The following is a 15,686-nucleotide window of genomic DNA, read 5'->3' on the forward strand; positions in this document are numbered from 1 at the left end:
AAGGGCAGCTGTGTGAATGAGAGGATTGAGGCGGGAGTATAGAGGGCGTCGGGAAAAAGTCCTAGCGTCAAGCCGCGATCCCGCGCCCCCAAGTCGCGGTGACGCGGCGTGGATCTGTGTGACCCGTCAAATGGTTGCTCAGGCGACGTGCCGGCGCAGACGCGGTGTTCGGACGTCAGCGAATGCCTGCATCGACGCCTTGTTGGACAGCTTCATGGCCGGCTGGCGCGGGGGTCCAAAGGTGGTCCTGACGACCAGCCCGATGAAATAGCAGGATTGGATGATGATCTGGGCGAAGACGACGACCAGCGTCGCTTCCAGAAGGCCAGAACCCTGCTCGACGGAGAAGGTGACCGTTCCCAGGAACACCAGCATCACGATCGGCAGCAGGGCCCACACCCTGGACGTGAGGCCAAGCCCAAGTCCCAAGGTGGCAAGTGCAATCGCAGCATATCCCATGGCCGTACCCCAACCGAATTTTGACAATACCACGATTCGGAGGTTTGAAAATACCGCACATTTACCGCCAAGTTTCCTCGGGTGCGGCCACAACGAGGCGTATCGCGTTCCAGCTTCTACCGAATTTCCTAGCAAAACCTTAACTGCGACTGCCGCGTGTGCGAGAGGTGGTGGGAGGGCGCCGAAGCACGTCCAGAAAGGAGGCTTTACTGAGAATACAGCTTCTGATTGTGTCTCGGCGGGCGCAACCTTCGGTCGAGGCCGGCGTACGGAATTCTTAGTTGCGAGTGGTTGCCAATTCGTCACTCGTGGCGAGGTGGTCTGTGGCGCATCTGCAACTTGCTGCCCAAAACTGGTGCGTTTTTGCCACTGCGCTCTTTCGGCAGCTACGCCGGCCCTGTAGGGTCCGTCGATGTGGGGAACCGGCCCGGCCAATTGCGTGGGCCGGAATCAGTGAGTCGACGGGAAAACATGGCATCCGAGAGGGCACTCTTCAGGACCGGGGCCGGCAAACTTGCCACGCTCACGCCGTCCTGCTCTGCAGGTTCGATGAACGCCGTTCGGGCGCTGTCTGCAACCTTTGGAAGTCTCAAGTTTCTGTCGCGAGCCGCTGTCGCGCTCACGGTCGCGATGATCCTGCCGGGATGCGCCGTTCTGCCCGGAACCGGGCCGAAAAGCGACGCCATCGAGGCCACGGCGACGGCCGGCCTGCGTTCAACCGCGGCTCTGCCCTATGCCTTGGTGGATGTGAGCGCGGATACGATCGGCTTCCTGTCGCAGCCCAATCTTATCAGCTTCCAGGGCGCCTTCCCCGACAAGCGGCCCAAGCCGGTCCAGGTCGCGGGTGTCGGCGACGTCCTGAACGTTTCGATCTTCGAGGCCGCACCAGGCGGCCTGTTCACCCCGGCGACCGCGGCCGGCGCGCGTCCGGGCAACTTCGTCGACCTGCCGCCACAGGCGGTTGACCAGAAGGGCAATATCTACGTGCCCTACGCCGGCGAGATTCCCGCTGCCGCCCGGACCCTGCCGGAGATCCAGCAGGCCATCGTGGCGCGTCTGCGCAACCGCGCGATCGAGCCGCAGGTCGTCGTCAGCCTCAATCAGCAGCATTCGAGCGTCGTCAGCGTCCTCGGCGACGTCAACACGCCCGGCGTGCTGGCACTGAACAGCGTCGGTGAGCGGCTTCTGGCTCTGATCGCCCGCGCCGGTGGTCCGAAGTACGAAGCCATCGAGAGCTATGTCACGCTGCAGCGCGACGGCAAGCGCGTGAAGGTGCTGCTCAGCCGGGTCGTCCATGACCCCAACGAGAACATCTTCATCCGCCCGAACGACGTGATCTTCGTCACCCGGGAATCGCCGACCTTCACCGCGCTGGGCGCGCTCAATCAGAACGTCTTCGGCTTCAACTCCGAGATCACCTTCGATACGGAGACGCTGACTCTGGCGCAGGCGATCGGCAAGGCCGGCGGCCTGAGCGATACCCAGTCTGATCCGGCTGAAGTCTTCATCTATCGCTATGAGGAGCGGGCGCTGCTGCAGAAGCTGGGCATCGACACGGCGCGCTTCTCCTATGACCGTATCCCGACGATCTATCACGTGAACCTGCGTGATCCGTCCGGGCTGCTTCTGGCCTCGGGCTTCCAGATGCGCACCAAGGACGTGATGTACGTCGCCAACGCGAAGGTGGTCGACTACTACAAGCTCCTGACCTTGATCAACAACACGGCGAACGCGACCGGAAATACGGCGGCTGCGGTCACCAACGTGAATACGGCGGTCAAGACGAGGTGGTGACCCTGACACGCTCGAGCCCTGCCGAATCCTGATCGGTTGAACTTCCGAATTGGCTTTCGGCATGGCGAGGTCGTTGCAGCTCTGGTTGACTCTTGGAGCATTTGGGCTTGCCCCGTTGTTCTTTGGTTCGGTCGACCAGCTCGCCACCGCGATCTGGGTGGTGGTTCTGTCCCTCGGTGTGATTCTCGGGCTGAGCATTCCTCTCGGCCCTCGTCAGGCGCGGTTGCTCCTGGTCTTTCTGGTCGGCTGTGGCGTCTATGCCGGGGTCGCCATCCTGCAGATTGTCCCGAATCTGTCCGACCGGCTTGCCGATGCCAATTGGGGCAGGGCCAATGAGCTGCTGGGCCTCCAGCTGCCTGCGAGAGTTTCTGCGCGTGCGCAGATCCCGCGCGAGGCGGTCGGGCATTTTCTGCTCTTCGTCGCCGGCGTCCTGAACGGCTTTTTCGTCGGCGTCTCGCGCCGGCGGACCGATAGGCTGTTTCGGGTCGCGCGCTACGTCATCCTGGCCTACGCGGCCTATGGCATCGCGGCGCTCGTGGTCACGCCGAACCTGGTGCTGTGGGCGCCCAAGGAGGCGTATCACGGCATGCTGACAGCGACCTTCATCAATCACAACACGGCCGCGACCTTCATCGGGGCCGGCTTCATCCTGTGGCTCTGCCGGGCGGTTCTCTCGCTAAAGGCCATCGAAGCGCCGTCGATTCGCTTCCTGCTGCTGATGCCGTGGAATGAGACCTTCGCCTACAGGGCGTTGCTGCTGTTCGCGGCCGCCTTGCTGTGCCTGTTCGCCGAACTCTTGACCAGCTCGCGGGGCGGATTGATCTGTACCTGTCTCGGCGCCTTCCTGGCCATGTTCCTTCTCGTCAGGAAGACGTTCGACTTCCGCCTCTCTTATGGGATCCCGGCCGGAGTGCTGGTCCTCGGCGTCATCGCCGTGTGGCTCGGGCAGAGTGGCCGGATCGGCAGCCAGGGCCTGTTCGACGACAGCCGCTTCAGGGTCTATGGCGCCACCATCGACGCGATGCTCGCCCGTCCTGTTCTCGGCTACGGCGCCGGGACGTTCGCGGATATCTTTCCGTCGGTGCGAAGCGACGATCTGAGCAGCTGGGGCGTATGGGAATACGCGCATTCAACATTGCTGGAGATCGCATTGGAGATGGGGCTTCCGGTCGCGGTCATGATTCTCGCCGCGGCGCTCGGATCAGTCGTCATCCTGCTGCGCTATGCCCAGAGAACCAAGGATCGCAGCGAAGGCTCGGCCTGCGCGGTCCTTGGCGTCGTCGCGCTCACCTATCTGCACTCACTGATCGACTTCTCGCTCCAGATCCCCGGCTATCTGATCCCGTTCTCGATCCTGCTCGGATCCGGCCTGGCGCGGGCGACCGCCGAGCATGGAGAAAGTGCTCCGGCGGTGTAGATCGCCATGGGATCGGTTGGGATCTCATGACGATCGACATGGTCGTGAGGGGGCCGAACGCGGATGTTTAGCGGCCGGCAATCCGGACGTGATGGGCCCGCGACAGCGTGGAGGCGTCCGGCTTGACCTCGCTCCAGAACCGCGCGTCACGCGTCGATTGGATCTTGATCCAGGCGTAGTTGGTGCTCTCCCAATTCCTGATGGTCTCGGTGAGATTATCGAGCACCAGGTCGCCCTTGCTCGTCGCGACAACCAGAACGAGATGGCCGATCCCGGACGATGTCCGGACGACCGAGAGCCGAAGCGCTCTCGGCGGAATGCCGTTCTGCACGAGCTCGTGGCGCTTGGTCACTGCATAGTCGTTGCAGTCACCGGCGCCGGGGGCGATCGTCCAGCCATCCGACAGGTTGGTGTCGTAGCTCTTGTTGGTCGGCGCGATCGCGACATTGACCTCGCGATTGACCCGGACGAGCAGGTCGAATGTGTTGGGGTCGAGGTCGACGCGGCTTCGGCCCTCGGCGTCCGCTTTGCACTCCGAAGGATAACGGATGCAGAACCGCACATGCTGAAACGGCGCCAGCGTCGGCCCTCCCTCGGAGATCGCGGATTGCTGAACCGTCTCGTGTGACACCCGGTTACGCGCCAGGGCATCGCCGCTGAGGACGATCGCGCCCAGAAGGGTCGACATGAATACCGTGTAGATTTGCGCCATGCGCGACACCTCAATGAGCAACATGCGACAGCCAACGCGTACGCCGTTCGTGATCATTGTCCCGCAAGGGTGTAAATTTTTGCCTAGGGCGGGGCAGGTAATTGTCTATGACAAGCAATTGTCAGGCCGGCTATCAACGACGATAGCGACCGCCGTGCTCCGGGTCTGCATCTTGAGGTGCGTTGGTCGCTGACTTCGCGGCGAAGTTCGCCCGATCCACGCACGATCGTGCGTCCGCTGCCACGCAGGCTGTGAGCTCGCTGGTCGGATGGTCGGGTCGGGTTCAGGACTAAGCTTGCGGGAGCGATCTGCTCAAGTGCCCCATTGGCGAGATCGCGGCCTCTGCTCCGGCGCATGATGCGCTCGGTCGCGGCGAGCGGTCATCAGGCAGGACTTCGGAGCAGGTTCTTGCGGTGAGTGACTTGCCGACGTGTGATCAGAACGCCGACGTCCAGATCCTCTCGACGGCAGAGACTGCGCTCAGCACCACTTCCATGGCGCCCCAGCCAAGCAGCCCCAGCCACAGCGTCATGGCCGTCAGGATGGTCAGGACAAGCACCGCGATAGAGATTTTCCGCCTCAATGCCAACGACGTCCCCTTTTGGCCGCGCGGCCCTTTGGTGTGATCTGCGGATTGGAAATCGCTCATCGGCTCATTCTTCGCGGCTCGTGCAGGGGTACGCGCAATGCGAGAAACGAGCAATGTTTTCAAAGAATTAACGTAAAGCGGTCGTGCCTTCCCGAACTCAGAACTGCACGATCTCCATGGGTGATCCAGAGCCCGTGCCGGATCGACATGTCGTTGCAATGATGTCGGGGAAGGGGCGGTTTGCCCGCCCGGGACAATTTAACAGGCCGTTGGCAGGCTGTTCTTCGTCGCAATCGCGGCGGGTGCCCTGCAAGCCTGTCGAGCCGGCTGAGCGCGCGGCTCAGCAAGCCCCATCGGTGGAAAGGAGAGCCGGGATCGTCACCACAATGATCTTGGCATCGAGGACCATCGACCAATTGTGCGCGTAATAGGCGTCGCAGGCGACCCGCTTTTCGTAGCTCGTGGTGCTGCGGCCGCTCACCTGCCACAGGCCGGTGATCCCAGGACGGCAGGACAGATAGGCGCCGACCGAGGTCGAGTAACGTTCGAGCTCTTCTTCGGTCACCGGCCGCGGTCCCACGATGCTCATTTCACCCCTGAGCACGTTGAACAATTGCGGCAGCTCGTCGAGGCTCGACTTGCGCAGGATGGCACCAATCGCCGTCACGCGCGGGTCGTTCTGCAGCTTGCGCGTGGCCGCCCATTCAGCGGCAGCAGCAGGATCGGACGCAAGAAGCGCCTGCAGACGCTCAGCGGCGTCCGGCACCATGGTCCGAAACTTCAAGCACTCGAACTTGCGTCCGTTGAATCCAACCCGCTTGTGACGGAAGAGCGCCGGGCCGGGTGACGACAACACGACGGCGACGTAGCAAATCACAAGCAGCGGCGCCAAAAGAATGATGCCGCCGAGCGCCAGGACAATATCGACAATACGTTTGGGCAGTACTCCGACGGGAGATAGAGAGCCTACGACTGCAGAATATCTTAAATCCGAACGCGTATCTGACAAACTGTTCATATGGGTACTCCGAAAAACAAAATATCGCAGGCCCTCGTTGAATAACTTTCGTTACTCTTCTTTTACGATTTTTTTATCAGATCGATCTGCGCTGCACAATTTGGCTGAACCATTATCGGGGGGCAACCTTCCGTTAAGCTAAAATGTTTAAGATAATGAATTTCTTAACGTAAGATGATTTGCTCCGCGTCGTTGAGCAAGCAGCTGCTGCAAAATCGGAACCGCAGTGGTGTATGGGCAACACAGAACAACCCGCTCTCTCATCGCGACGCACGCACGCCGGTCTGCCGGCGACCTTATACCTTTGTCGTCCGAGCGATGAGAAAGGTTAAAATTTAACTATGTAGGTCGCGTGACCCGAAGCAGATCCCGAAAACCGGGACCGGCCCCGTAGATTCACGGGAGTTTTCAGCGCCGTCTGCAAAGCCGATCGAGATCGGCGCGATCCGGGCGAAGGGACGGGGAGGCGATCCGCGCTCTCGCTGACTGCAGCGGCGAGCGAGGTGCAACGAACGGCCGCGGTGTTCGATCACAGCAGTGGTCGTTCGAGTTAGTTGCGAGTCGCTCGCGTTCTCAGCTATTGATCTGGCGCCGTCAGGCTGGCCGGTCTGGTTTGAAGGGCAGGGAGTGTCGCTGGCGACGACAACCTTTGGTCCGCACGTTCAAGATTCAGCCTGACCCGGTTTGGTGCGGCATCCTTGCTGGGCCGCATGAGGACCGCGCCGCCTGCGCCAAGGGGGAGCGGATCTCCGCAGCTGCGCCCTGACGTTCGAATGGAGACCGCCGCGAGGACGGTGAGGCTTGGCCGCTCAGGAGCGACGAAGCGATTCGACCGCCTTCGCAAAGGACGTTTGCGCGCGCGAATCGAGCTGGTCGATGCGGGATTTCAGCAGCGCCTGAGCCTGGCTTGGCGCGCTCACATAGGCCTTGGCAACCACATCGACAAAGCCCCGACGGACCAGCGTTCCGAACTCGTCGAGGATCTCCGCCTTCACCCCGTCAGGAGCCCGCGTGATCACCGGGGACGCAAGGATGGTGCGCCGTACCGCGATCCAGGCCTCGTTGGGACCGGTCTGGTAGGATTGCGCCAGCAGCGCGAACGCGCTGTCATCCAGATGGCCATGGCCGAGTGCAAGTCCGAAGGCGACCAGCCAGGCAAATGAGTCGCGCGGTGCGCAGCTCAATGTCAGCCGGGTGCGCTCTTCCATCGCCGCCATGCGCTGGTCGAATTCCTTGACCGCTCCCGCGCGCAGCGCGGCGTCGAGCAGGGGGATTTCCAGCAGCAGCAAGGTGTGCTGCGCGTGGCTGTCGCAGGCGCTGACAGGGTTCGCCTGTGCCAGCTGAAGCGCGCGGTTGGCTGCACCGGGCGTGAAGGTCTCGAAACGAAGCAGCCGTGCTTCGACCGCGACAAAGTCGTCGGAAATGGCCGAGTCCTTGGCCGAGAGACCACCCCAGGCCAATCCAGACAAGCCCGCCAGCAGAAACACGACGTTCAGGGCACCACGTGCGGACGCGCGCATCGAGACCATGACGGACCTTAGACCGTCTCGCTGGCCGGCTTTTCGTTCGTGTAGTAGTTGTAGTGCCGATCGGAATAGCCTTCGAACCGGCGCATGATGGCTTCGTTGGCCTTGTTCAGGACTGCGCCCAGCAGGCGCTCTGCGACGACGGAGGACGCTGCGGCGGCCTTCACGATGTCGTCCGATGGCGTGCTGCCCCACTCGATGACCATGACGAAGGCATCGAGAAGATGGGCTGCCGCCTTGACGTCGACCACGGGCAGAATCGGCGGCAGATCGATCAGGACATAATCGTAATCGTTCCTGGCCGTCTTCAGCAGCTGCTTGAACTGGGGCGAGGTGAGAATGTCCGAGCTGTTCGACGGCTTGATCCGGGTCGAGGCCGGGATGAAGTCGAACTTGTTCGTCATGTCGCTGATGATCAGCTCGCGCAGCGTGGATTTGCCCGCAACCAGGTCGAGCAGGCCCGGTCCGTCCTCATATCCCAGCGTTGCCGTCATGGACGGATTGCGAAGGTCGCCGTCGATCAGCAGGGTCTTGGCGCCGCTCTTGGCGACGAACGCAGCAAATCCGGCCGCAACGGTGGTCTTGCCTTCGCCCGGCAATGCCGACACGATGCCGATGACCTTGCCGCCGGCAGGATTGAGGTCGATCGCGACCTTGATGTAGCGCAGCGCCTCGGCTGTTGCCGAATAGGGGGCCACTTCGCTGATCTGCCGGAACGCACCGGACTGCCGCGTGCCGCGCTTGGATCGCGACAGCTTCTTCTGGCTGAACGCCGGAAGAACCGCGAGGCAATTGGTCCGCAGCAGGCTTTCGACCTGGGCCCGCGTATAAATCTGCCGGTTCATCTGCTCGCGTGCCACCGCGGCCATCACGCCCAATCCGAGCCCGCACAGCATCGCAAGCGCGATCGTGAGCGCGGCCTTCGGCGAGGAGGGCGTATTGGGCGTCGTGGCGAAGGTCACCAGCCGTGCCTCCGTCGACGGGAATGACTGCTGCTGCACCGATTGCGTGAAGCGCGACAGGAAGTTCTCATAGATGCCGCGATAGGTATTCGCGGCGGTCTCGAGCTCGCGAAGGCGGACTTGCGACTGCCGCGTCGAGGACGATTGCTGGAACACCTCCAGCATTCGCTTGTCGATGGCTTCTTCCTGGCTCTTGGCGATCTGAAGCTCGCTCTTGTAGCTCTCCGCGATGCGCGAGACCTCGTCCCAGATGGCGCGCTGCAGACCGGCCATCTCAGCACGCAGATTCCGGGCCGCCTGATGCTCCGAGCCGTAACGGGCGCTCCACTCCGCTTCCTTGTTCTTGTCGTCCAGGAATTGCTGGCGCAGCTTGGTGATGACCGGGCTGCTGAGCGCGTCGGTCACGACCGGATCCGGAATGTTGAAGCTTTCCTTGTTGGGGTCGGGACGCTGCTCCAGCACGCGTTCGATACGATCGAGCTTGGCCTTGGCCTGGCTGGTGTCGGCGCGCGCCTTGGCCAGCGCACCGCTCAGCTGATCCAGCTCGATGTCGCTGGCGAGCTTGCCGTCGACGCCGATGATGATGCTGTTCTTGGACTTGAAATCCTGGACCTCGCGGAACGCGTCGCTGGCCTGCTTCTTCAGCTCACCGATGCGCTGCTCGAGCCATACGCTCGCGCGATGGGTCGCCTCGAACTTGGCCTGGATCTGGTCTTCGATGTAGGCGTCTGCGAAGGCATTGGCGATTTTCGCCGCCTTGGCGGGATCGAGCGACGTATAGGCGATCTGCTCGATATAGCTGCGGCCCAGTCGCGTGATCCGCAGATTGGCCTTGACGGTGGCGATCGCGCGCTGCTGCAGCTCTTCCTTCGTCGGCTCGCTTGTCGGGCCGGACGGCAGACCCGCCAGACCGAACAGCCGCTGTTTCAGGCTTTCGCCGGCGCCGATGAATTCAGGATCGTCCGTCAGGCGAAGGTTGCGAATGACGGCCGAGACGACCTGCTCCGACTTGGTGGTCTCGATCTCGCTCTCGACTGCGGCATCATCGATCGATCGGTTTTCCGTTTCCAGCGAGGATTGATTCCAGGTCACCCGCTTGGTGTCGATGATCATGTCCGCCTGGGCGGTGTAGCGCTTCGGCGCCACTGCGAGGTAGGCAACGCCCACACCGATCGCGAGCAAGGTGACGAGAAAGATCAGCCGCCATTGGCGGCTGAGAAAGTCCCGAATGTCGAGGAGCGATAGGGATCCAGAAGAGGAGGTGGTGCTGCTGCTGGCAAGAGTGTCTGAATAGCGCGAAAACGGCCCGACTACGTTCATCTACAATCCTCGACTGGCTCAGTCGCTGGTCTGGGATGTCAGCGCTTCGCGCTCACGGGAGATGCTGCAGTCGAGGAGGTCGAGTTCGTGCCGCTGATCGCGCGAATGATGGTACCGACAGATGTGATCTGCGCGATCGCCGTGCTGCCTCCACCGCCCGGCTGGGTCGTGCGTCCGCGCGCAGTGCCGGGAGTGACGATCACGACGCTTCCCACCGAAGCTGTCGCCGATGCAGCCGCCGCTTCGACCGCGGCGGTGGACAGGTCGCCGGCAACTGCAGCGAACGACGCCTGGAATGCACTGTCCTCGAAGCTCGCCACAGCCTGCTGGATCAGCAAGGCGGCTTCCTGGTCCACGTTGGAGCAGGCGATGGCACCTTGCGCCATGCCGGCGGCAATCGCGGAGCGGAAGCGCGGCGTCGTATCGCGCGCAATTTGAATGATGTCGGCGGCGAGCTTGGCGTCGGTGCCGACGAGATCTCTGACCAGGTTTTCGACCGTCCGCGTATCGGTGTCAGGCGCAACGATCGCCTTCGGATCTGCCTTGAACTGCGCGATCGCCTCGGGGGACAGCGGCGGATTGACGCAAGTCCCTGCCCAGGCCTGACCCGCAAGAAAAACGAGAGCGGGAGCGCAAAGCACTTTCAATAACCCATTGATAGCCATGGATACGCTCTCCAACTACTTGTTTGCATTTGAAAAAAAGCTCGTTCCAATCTATAGCAGTCAGACCGGTAGATCAACCTGGATCGGCGGCTATGGTTGATTCCACCGGCAGGTCGGGAGGCTACGAGGAGACGGATCGATGACGCGGGGGCTCGCGACCGAGCCGATCTAGGTACTAATATACCAAAATTGCCGCCTGCTCGAAACGGATCCTTAGGGCTTACAAACCGTCCTGGCGATGCCACAGCCGCAAAATTAACCCGCTCCTGCAAGCTAGAGCAAGGCCTTCTGCCGCGACGAGTTGAACCGTGCCGTATCCCCTTCCTGCTGCCGAGCAGCTCACCGTTCTCGGTCGACGTCCTCAGATCCCGCCAGGAATGAGGGTCTACGCCTTCGGCGACATTCACGGGCGGCTCGATCTGCTGGAGGCGCTGCTGGCGCAGGTCGAGCGCGACCTGGCTGTCCGGCCGGTCGAACGGCCGCTGTTCATCTTTCTCGGGGATTACATCGACCGCGGGCCGGCCTCCCGGAAGACCATCGACCGTCTGTCCCAGCTCAGCCGGTCGCAGGAATGCATCTTCCTGAAAGGAAACCATGAGGCCCTCGCCATCCGTGGTCTGACCGATCGGGCGGCGTTCGATCGCTGGATGAGGCTGGGCGGCTTCGAGACCTTGGTCTCCTACGGCGTGACGCCGGGATTTCTCAGCGCCGGACCGTCTCGTCCGGTCCCCGAGATCCAGGCCACGTTCCATGCCGCACTCGCGACAGAGCACATGCAATTCTTTCGCAACCTGCAGACGAGTTTTGCCCTGGGCGACTTCTTCTTCGTTCATGCCGGTGTCCGGCCTGGGGTCGAGTTGTCGCAGCAGGCTGAGGAGGATCTGTTGTGGATCCGGAGCGAATTCCTGGACGCATCGAATGATTTCGGCAAGGTCGTCGTGCACGGCCATACCCCGACAAAGGCGGTCGAGGTGACCACCAACCGCGTCAATATCGACACCGGCGCGTTTGCCACCGGTCGGCTGAGCTGCCTTGTGGTCGAGGGGGCGGCGCTCTCCGTGATCGATACGGTGACCTCAACCGCCTGAGGCGATGTCGCGGGGTCAGCCGGTCGTGCGCCGGTCCTGCCGTGGCGAGACGGTCGCCCGGGGCGCGAGACGCGCGCCGAGAAGCCCCTCAATATGGGCACGCATGTTCTGGAAAAACTGTTTGCGGCCGAATTGGGCCGCATGCGCCGCGATGATCGCGGGGTCGAGGGCAAGACCGTTCAGCCGCTCGACGGCCGAAATGATCGAGGCCACGGACTGCTCGGGGAAGAACACGCTGGAGAGACCGTCGGCCACGGTCTCCGTCGCGCCGCCGCGACCATAGGCGATCACCGGTCGACCGCTCGCCATTGCCTCGACCGGCACCATGCCGAAATCCTCCTCGCCGGGAAAGATCAACGCGCGACAGCGCGCATAATGGTCCTTCAGGACGGAGAAGGGTTGCGAGCCGAGCACCGTGATGGTCGGCCCCGCCAGGCGACGCACCTCCTGGAGCATTTCGCCGCCGCCGATCACAACGAGCTTGAGCTTCATCTCGTTGAAGGCGCGGATCGCGAGATCGGGACGCTTGTAGGCGACCAACTCTCCGGCCATGAGGTAGAAATCGCCGAGCTCAGCGGCCGGCAGCGGCGAAAACGCTTCGGTGTCGACAGGCGGATGAATGACGTGCGAGTCCGCCCCGTAATAGCGGCGGATTCGTCCGGCGACAGTCGTGGAGTTTGCGACGAAGCTGTCGACGCGCGCCGCCGACGAGACGTCCCACATCCGAAGATAGTGCGACAACGGTGGCATCAGCAGCCGCGTGAGGGCCCCCGCGCCGTCGCGATATTCGTGATACATGTTCCAGATATAGCGCATCGGCGTGTGGCAATAGCAGACGTGAAGCGCTCCCGGAGGAGGGATGATGCCCTTCGCCGGTCCGGATTCGCTGCTGATGATCAGGTCGTATCCGCGCAGGTCGAGCTGCTCCAGCGCGAGCGGCATCAAGGGAAGATAGTTCTTGTACATGCGCGCGGCGCGCGGAAGCGAGTTGATGAAACTGGGCACGATCCGATGCGCTCGGATCTTCTCGGAAACCATGTCCGGCGCGTAGACGTGCGTGAAAATGTCGGCCTGCGGATACATGTCACACAGCGCCTCGATGACCTTCTCGCCACCGCGCATCCCGACGAGCCAATAATGGATGATCGCAACTCGCATCAGATATCCCTGATCATGAGTGAGAACCCACGGAAAGCGCGGCTTCTAGCACGGCACGGCGTGGGGCGGTCACGAAATTGCAGATGACATTAATGAGTCAGGCCGCATCAATGCGCCACGTTCGCGTCGCTCGCTCGGCGCGCCCGCTGCGAGGCCCAGATGAGCGTCCGAGAGGGACGCCTGCGGTAACCTTACCCAAGTGCCAACGCCCGAGCTCGCCTTGCCAGCACTCAACTGTCCGGATATCAACATCGATATCTGCTCGGCATCGGGCGGTCCCTGCGACAGGTGTTGCTCAGGCTGCGCGAATGCGATCTCCGATCGTTCCGCTCGAGCAGGGGACTTGAACTCTGACAGAGGCTTCGGGTGAACTCGGCAACACGCGATGAGAATGCATCCGATGCGTCCGTCTCGGCGGAGGGCCGGGGTCAGCGGCCATCTCGTTCGGAGCTGCCCGGTTCGCGACGACTTTCCATCGCTGTCGGCATCGCCACCGCAGGGCGACCCGCGATTGTCGGCCGCACCATCGCATTGCTGACCCAACAGACGCGTCTCCCCGACATGCTGATCGCGTGTCCGGCATCGCCGGCCGATCTTCCGTCGGACGCCATGCAGAGCCTGCCATTCGAATCGCATGTTCTCTCCGGCAAGCGCGGACTGACCGCGCAACGCAATCGGATCCTGGAGCGGAGCGGCGCCGCGGACATCATTGTCTTCTTCGACGATGATTTCTTTCCGCGGACCGACTACCTTGAGCAGCTCGAAGCCATCTTCCTGCAGCATCCGGATGTCGTCGCCGTCACCGGCCGTCCAATCCGCGACGGCGCGAACGGTCCGGGAGTCGACGTCGATACGGCGCTCGAACTTCTCTCCCAGAGCCGGCCGAACGCGGCGCCTGCAGCGCTGTCGGAGACATTCGGGACCTATGGCTGCAATATGGCGTTTCGGATGCAGCCGATCCGCCTGCGCGCGCTCACCTTCGACGAGGCCCTGCCGCTCTATGGCTGGCAGGAGGACATTGATTTCTCCAGGCAGCTTGCCGGCGATGGCCGCATCGTGGACGCCAGCGTTCTCTCCGGGGTTCATCTGGGGGCGAAAAGCGGGCGGACCTCAGGCGTTCGCGTCGGCTATTCCCAGATTGCCAATCCGCTCTATCTGATCCGCAAGGGCACGATGTCGATCGATTTCGCGGCTCCCCTGATCTGGAGGAACGTGGCTGCCAACCTGGCCAAGAGTTTCTGGCCCGAGCCATGGGTTGACCGGAAAGGGCGCCTCAAGGGAAACTGCCTGGCGGTATGGGATCTTCTGCGTGGCCGGATGTCACCCTTGCGCGTTCTCGAGCTCGAATAGGAACCTCGATGAAGCCCGCCGCAACGGCCGGTTGCGGCTCTCTCGGGAACGAGCGAGCCGATGATCATCGCGCAATGAGCCTGATGAGGCCCGTGGACGTGTCACGATGACGATTGAACCGATTGGCGCAATCACGCTTCTGCTTGGACTGCTCGGCCTGTTCGTCGAGGAAAGCTTCATTGTCTATGTCTTCTTCGGCACGACGCTCCTCGGCGCTGCCGGCGCGATCATCCTGGATTCGCTGGGCGGCACGACGATTCAGCCGGCGCATCTGCTGCTCGGCTTCGTGATGATCAAGCTTCTTGGAAACCGGGAGGTGCGCTCCGGCATGCGGCACGCGGTGGTGTTCGGCACCCCCGGCTTCTGGTTTCTTCTCACGGCCATCTACGCCACCCTGACCGCTTACCTCATGCCGCGGCTGTTCTATGGCGAGACGTTCACCTTCGTCGTTCGCGCCCAGGGCGAGAACCACGCGGTGCCGCTGGCCCCGACGACATCGAATCTGACGCAATCGATCTATTTCATCGGCAATTGCGCATGCTTCCTGATCCTGGCGGGCTATGGCGGCTCAGAAAGGGGCCGCAACACGCTCGCGCGGGCCGGGCTGATGTGCGTCATGCTCAATCTGGCCTTTGCCGTGATCGACCTCGTAACCTATGCGACGAACACCGGCGACCTGATGGCGTTCATCCGCAACTCGACCTATTCGATGCTGAGCGATCGCGAGCTGGCGGGTTTCAAGCGGATCGTCGGCTCGTTCGTCGAGGCCTCGAGCTTCGGATATGCCACGCTGGGATATTTCGCCTTCACCTCGACGCTGTGGCTGCGCGGCGTTGCGCCGAAAATGACGCTGCTGCTGAGCTCATTGTCGCTGCTGGCGCTGCTGTTCTCGACCTCGACGACCGCCTATGTCGGGCTCGCGATCTATGTGTTCGTGGAGTTCGGGCTGCTGTCCTATAAGCTTTTGCTGAGGCCGTCGCGCCCGGAAGTCATCTTCGTCATCTTTGGCCTGCCCTTCATTCTGGCTTTGATCGTGGTCATGATCTGTCTGAATGACCCCGTATACGCCTATGTCACCGATCTCCTGGACACGCTCGTCTTGAACAAGATGTCAACGTCTTCGGGCGTCGAACGGTCGAATTGGAACAGTCAGGCGTTTCAGAACTTTCTCGATACTTACGGGTTCGGCGTCGGCAATGGCAGCGTTCGTGCCTCCAGCTTTCTCGTCGCCGCCATTTCCAGCCTGGGTGTCCTCGGTGCGACATGTTACGCGCTTTTCCTGCTGTCCATCTGGTTTCAGGCGCGGGAACCTGAGCCAGAGCACATCACGCATATCCAGAGCGCTGCCCGTTCGGCTTGTCTGGCGTGGTTGATCGCGGCGTCCACGTCGGGTGGCTTCATCGACCTTGGCCTGTCGTTTTCGGCCTTTGCAGCGCTTGGCTCGGTCAAGCTGCTATCGCCCAGAAACAGCTCGGCGGCGCTGGAGGGGCTCTCCGCAACGGAGTGCGCGCCTCCGCTGGCGCGATGAGCGGTGTCGGTCGCGCGCAGGAGCGATGTCCTGGGGGCAGCGGACGCGACCGACATGCGGTACGTTCGACCCGTCGCGTGAACCCGCATGGAGCGTGGAA

The 15,686-nt window shown here is 62.3% G+C and carries 13 protein-coding genes; 5 read left to right on the forward strand and 8 right to left on the reverse strand.

Annotation, left to right across the window (positions count from 1 at the left end; all coding sequences use genetic code 11):
• Positions 1 to 138: 138 nt before the first annotated feature.
• Positions 139 to 459 (reverse strand): hypothetical protein, encoded by a 321-nt coding sequence (locus tag BBTA_RS04855; protein ID WP_012041329.1) that lies wholly within the window; start codon positions 457 to 459, stop codon positions 139 to 141.
• A gap of 549 nt (positions 460 to 1,008) precedes the next feature.
• Here BBTA_RS04855 and BBTA_RS04860 point away from each other — a divergent pair.
• Both BBTA_RS04860 and BBTA_RS04865 read left to right on the forward strand, forming a co-directional pair.
• Positions 1,009 to 2,253, forward strand: coding sequence for a polysaccharide biosynthesis/export family protein (locus BBTA_RS04860; RefSeq protein WP_244424344.1), 1,245 nt, complete (start codon positions 1,009 to 1,011; stop codon positions 2,251 to 2,253).
• A gap of 115 nt (positions 2,254 to 2,368) precedes the next feature.
• On the forward strand, positions 2,369 to 3,670 hold the full coding sequence (locus BBTA_RS04865) for an O-antigen ligase (RefSeq protein ID WP_049795301.1): 1,302 nt from the start codon (positions 2,369 to 2,371) through the stop codon (positions 3,668 to 3,670).
• Positions 3,671 to 3,737: 67 nt separating this feature from the next.
• Here BBTA_RS04865 and BBTA_RS04870 read toward each other — a convergent pair whose 3' ends face one another.
• From BBTA_RS04870 to BBTA_RS04895, 6 genes are all read right to left on the reverse strand, one after another.
• Positions 3,738 to 4,406 (reverse strand): transglutaminase-like cysteine peptidase, encoded by a 669-nt coding sequence (locus tag BBTA_RS04870; RefSeq protein WP_244424346.1) that lies wholly within the window; start codon positions 4,404 to 4,406, stop codon positions 3,738 to 3,740.
• Positions 4,407 to 4,818: 412 nt separating this feature from the next.
• Entirely contained in the window at positions 4,819 to 5,031 is a 213-nt protein-coding gene (locus BBTA_RS04875; RefSeq protein ID WP_041750337.1) for a hypothetical protein, read from the reverse strand.
• A gap of 280 nt (positions 5,032 to 5,311) precedes the next feature.
• Entirely contained in the window at positions 5,312 to 5,989 is a 678-nt protein-coding gene (locus BBTA_RS04880) for a sugar transferase (protein ID WP_041750338.1), read from the reverse strand.
• Positions 5,990 to 6,798: 809 nt separating this feature from the next.
• Entirely contained in the window at positions 6,799 to 7,518 is a 720-nt protein-coding gene (locus tag BBTA_RS04885) for a hypothetical protein (protein ID WP_049795302.1), read from the reverse strand.
• 8 nt (positions 7,519 to 7,526) lie between these two features.
• Positions 7,527 to 9,797 (reverse strand): polysaccharide biosynthesis tyrosine autokinase, encoded by a 2,271-nt coding sequence (locus tag BBTA_RS04890; RefSeq protein ID WP_012041336.1) that lies wholly within the window; start codon positions 9,795 to 9,797, stop codon positions 7,527 to 7,529.
• A gap of 38 nt (positions 9,798 to 9,835) precedes the next feature.
• Positions 9,836 to 10,462, reverse strand: a complete 627-nt coding sequence (locus BBTA_RS04895; protein WP_049795303.1) for a hypothetical protein — start codon at positions 10,460 to 10,462, stop codon at positions 9,836 to 9,838.
• A gap of 377 nt (positions 10,463 to 10,839) precedes the next feature.
• On the opposite strand from BBTA_RS04895, the gene BBTA_RS04900 reads away from it, so the two are divergent.
• The gene (locus BBTA_RS04900) at positions 10,840 to 11,550 is read left to right on the forward strand and encodes a metallophosphoesterase family protein (RefSeq protein ID WP_012041338.1); all 711 of its coding nucleotides are present in this window, start codon (positions 10,840 to 10,842) and stop codon (positions 11,548 to 11,550) included.
• A gap of 15 nt (positions 11,551 to 11,565) precedes the next feature.
• Here the strand turns inward: BBTA_RS04900 and BBTA_RS04905 are convergent, their stop codons facing one another.
• The gene (locus tag BBTA_RS04905; protein WP_012041339.1) at positions 11,566 to 12,708 is read right to left on the reverse strand and encodes a glycosyltransferase; all 1,143 of its coding nucleotides are present in this window, start codon (positions 12,706 to 12,708) and stop codon (positions 11,566 to 11,568) included.
• 486 nt (positions 12,709 to 13,194) lie between these two features.
• Between BBTA_RS04905 and BBTA_RS04910 the strand changes: the two genes are divergently transcribed.
• Both BBTA_RS04910 and BBTA_RS04915 read left to right on the forward strand, forming a co-directional pair.
• A complete protein-coding gene (locus tag BBTA_RS04910; protein WP_371260201.1) occupies positions 13,195 to 14,058 on the forward strand; it encodes a glycosyltransferase in 864 nt (287 codons plus the stop codon).
• Positions 14,059 to 14,164: 106 nt separating this feature from the next.
• Positions 14,165 to 15,586 carry a hypothetical protein gene (locus tag BBTA_RS04915; RefSeq protein WP_012041341.1) on the forward strand — a complete coding sequence of 474 codons (1,422 nt, stop codon included), beginning with the start codon at positions 14,165 to 14,167 and terminating at the stop codon, positions 15,584 to 15,586.
• Positions 15,587 to 15,686: the final 100 nt, after the last annotated feature.

It is taken from the genome of Bradyrhizobium sp. BTAi1, assembly GCF_000015165.1.
GTDB classification, from domain to species: domain Bacteria; phylum Pseudomonadota; class Alphaproteobacteria; order Rhizobiales; family Xanthobacteraceae; genus Bradyrhizobium; species Bradyrhizobium denitrificans.

Excerpts from the sequence above, each read along its gene's own strand:
- BBTA_RS04880 (WP_041750338.1), bottom strand. The coding sequence starts at position 5,989 with ATGAACAGTTTGTCAGATACGCGTTCGGATTTAAGATATTCTGCAGTC.
- BBTA_RS04885 (WP_049795302.1), bottom strand. The coding sequence starts at position 7,518 with ATGGTCTCGATGCGCGCGTCCGCACGTGGTGCCCTGAACGTCGTGTTT.
- BBTA_RS04875 (WP_041750337.1), bottom strand. The coding sequence starts at position 5,031 with ATGAGCGATTTCCAATCCGCAGATCACACCAAAGGGCCGCGCGGCCAA.
- BBTA_RS04915 (WP_012041341.1), top strand. The coding sequence starts at position 14,165 with ATGACGATTGAACCGATTGGCGCAATCACGCTTCTGCTTGGACTGCTC.
- BBTA_RS04860 (WP_244424344.1), top strand. The coding sequence starts at position 1,009 with ATGAACGCCGTTCGGGCGCTGTCTGCAACCTTTGGAAGTCTCAAGTTT.
- BBTA_RS04890 (WP_012041336.1), bottom strand. The coding sequence starts at position 9,797 with ATGAACGTAGTCGGGCCGTTTTCGCGCTATTCAGACACTCTTGCCAGC.
- BBTA_RS04905 (WP_012041339.1), bottom strand. The coding sequence starts at position 12,708 with ATGCGAGTTGCGATCATCCATTATTGGCTCGTCGGGATGCGCGGTGGC.
- BBTA_RS04870 (WP_244424346.1), bottom strand. The coding sequence starts at position 4,406 with ATGTTGCTCATTGAGGTGTCGCGCATGGCGCAAATCTACACGGTATTC.
- BBTA_RS04895 (WP_049795303.1), bottom strand. The coding sequence starts at position 10,462 with ATGGCTATCAATGGGTTATTGAAAGTGCTTTGCGCTCCCGCTCTCGTT.
- BBTA_RS04855 (WP_012041329.1), bottom strand. The coding sequence starts at position 459 with ATGGGATATGCTGCGATTGCACTTGCCACCTTGGGACTTGGGCTTGGC.
- BBTA_RS04900 (WP_012041338.1), top strand. The coding sequence starts at position 10,840 with ATGAGGGTCTACGCCTTCGGCGACATTCACGGGCGGCTCGATCTGCTG.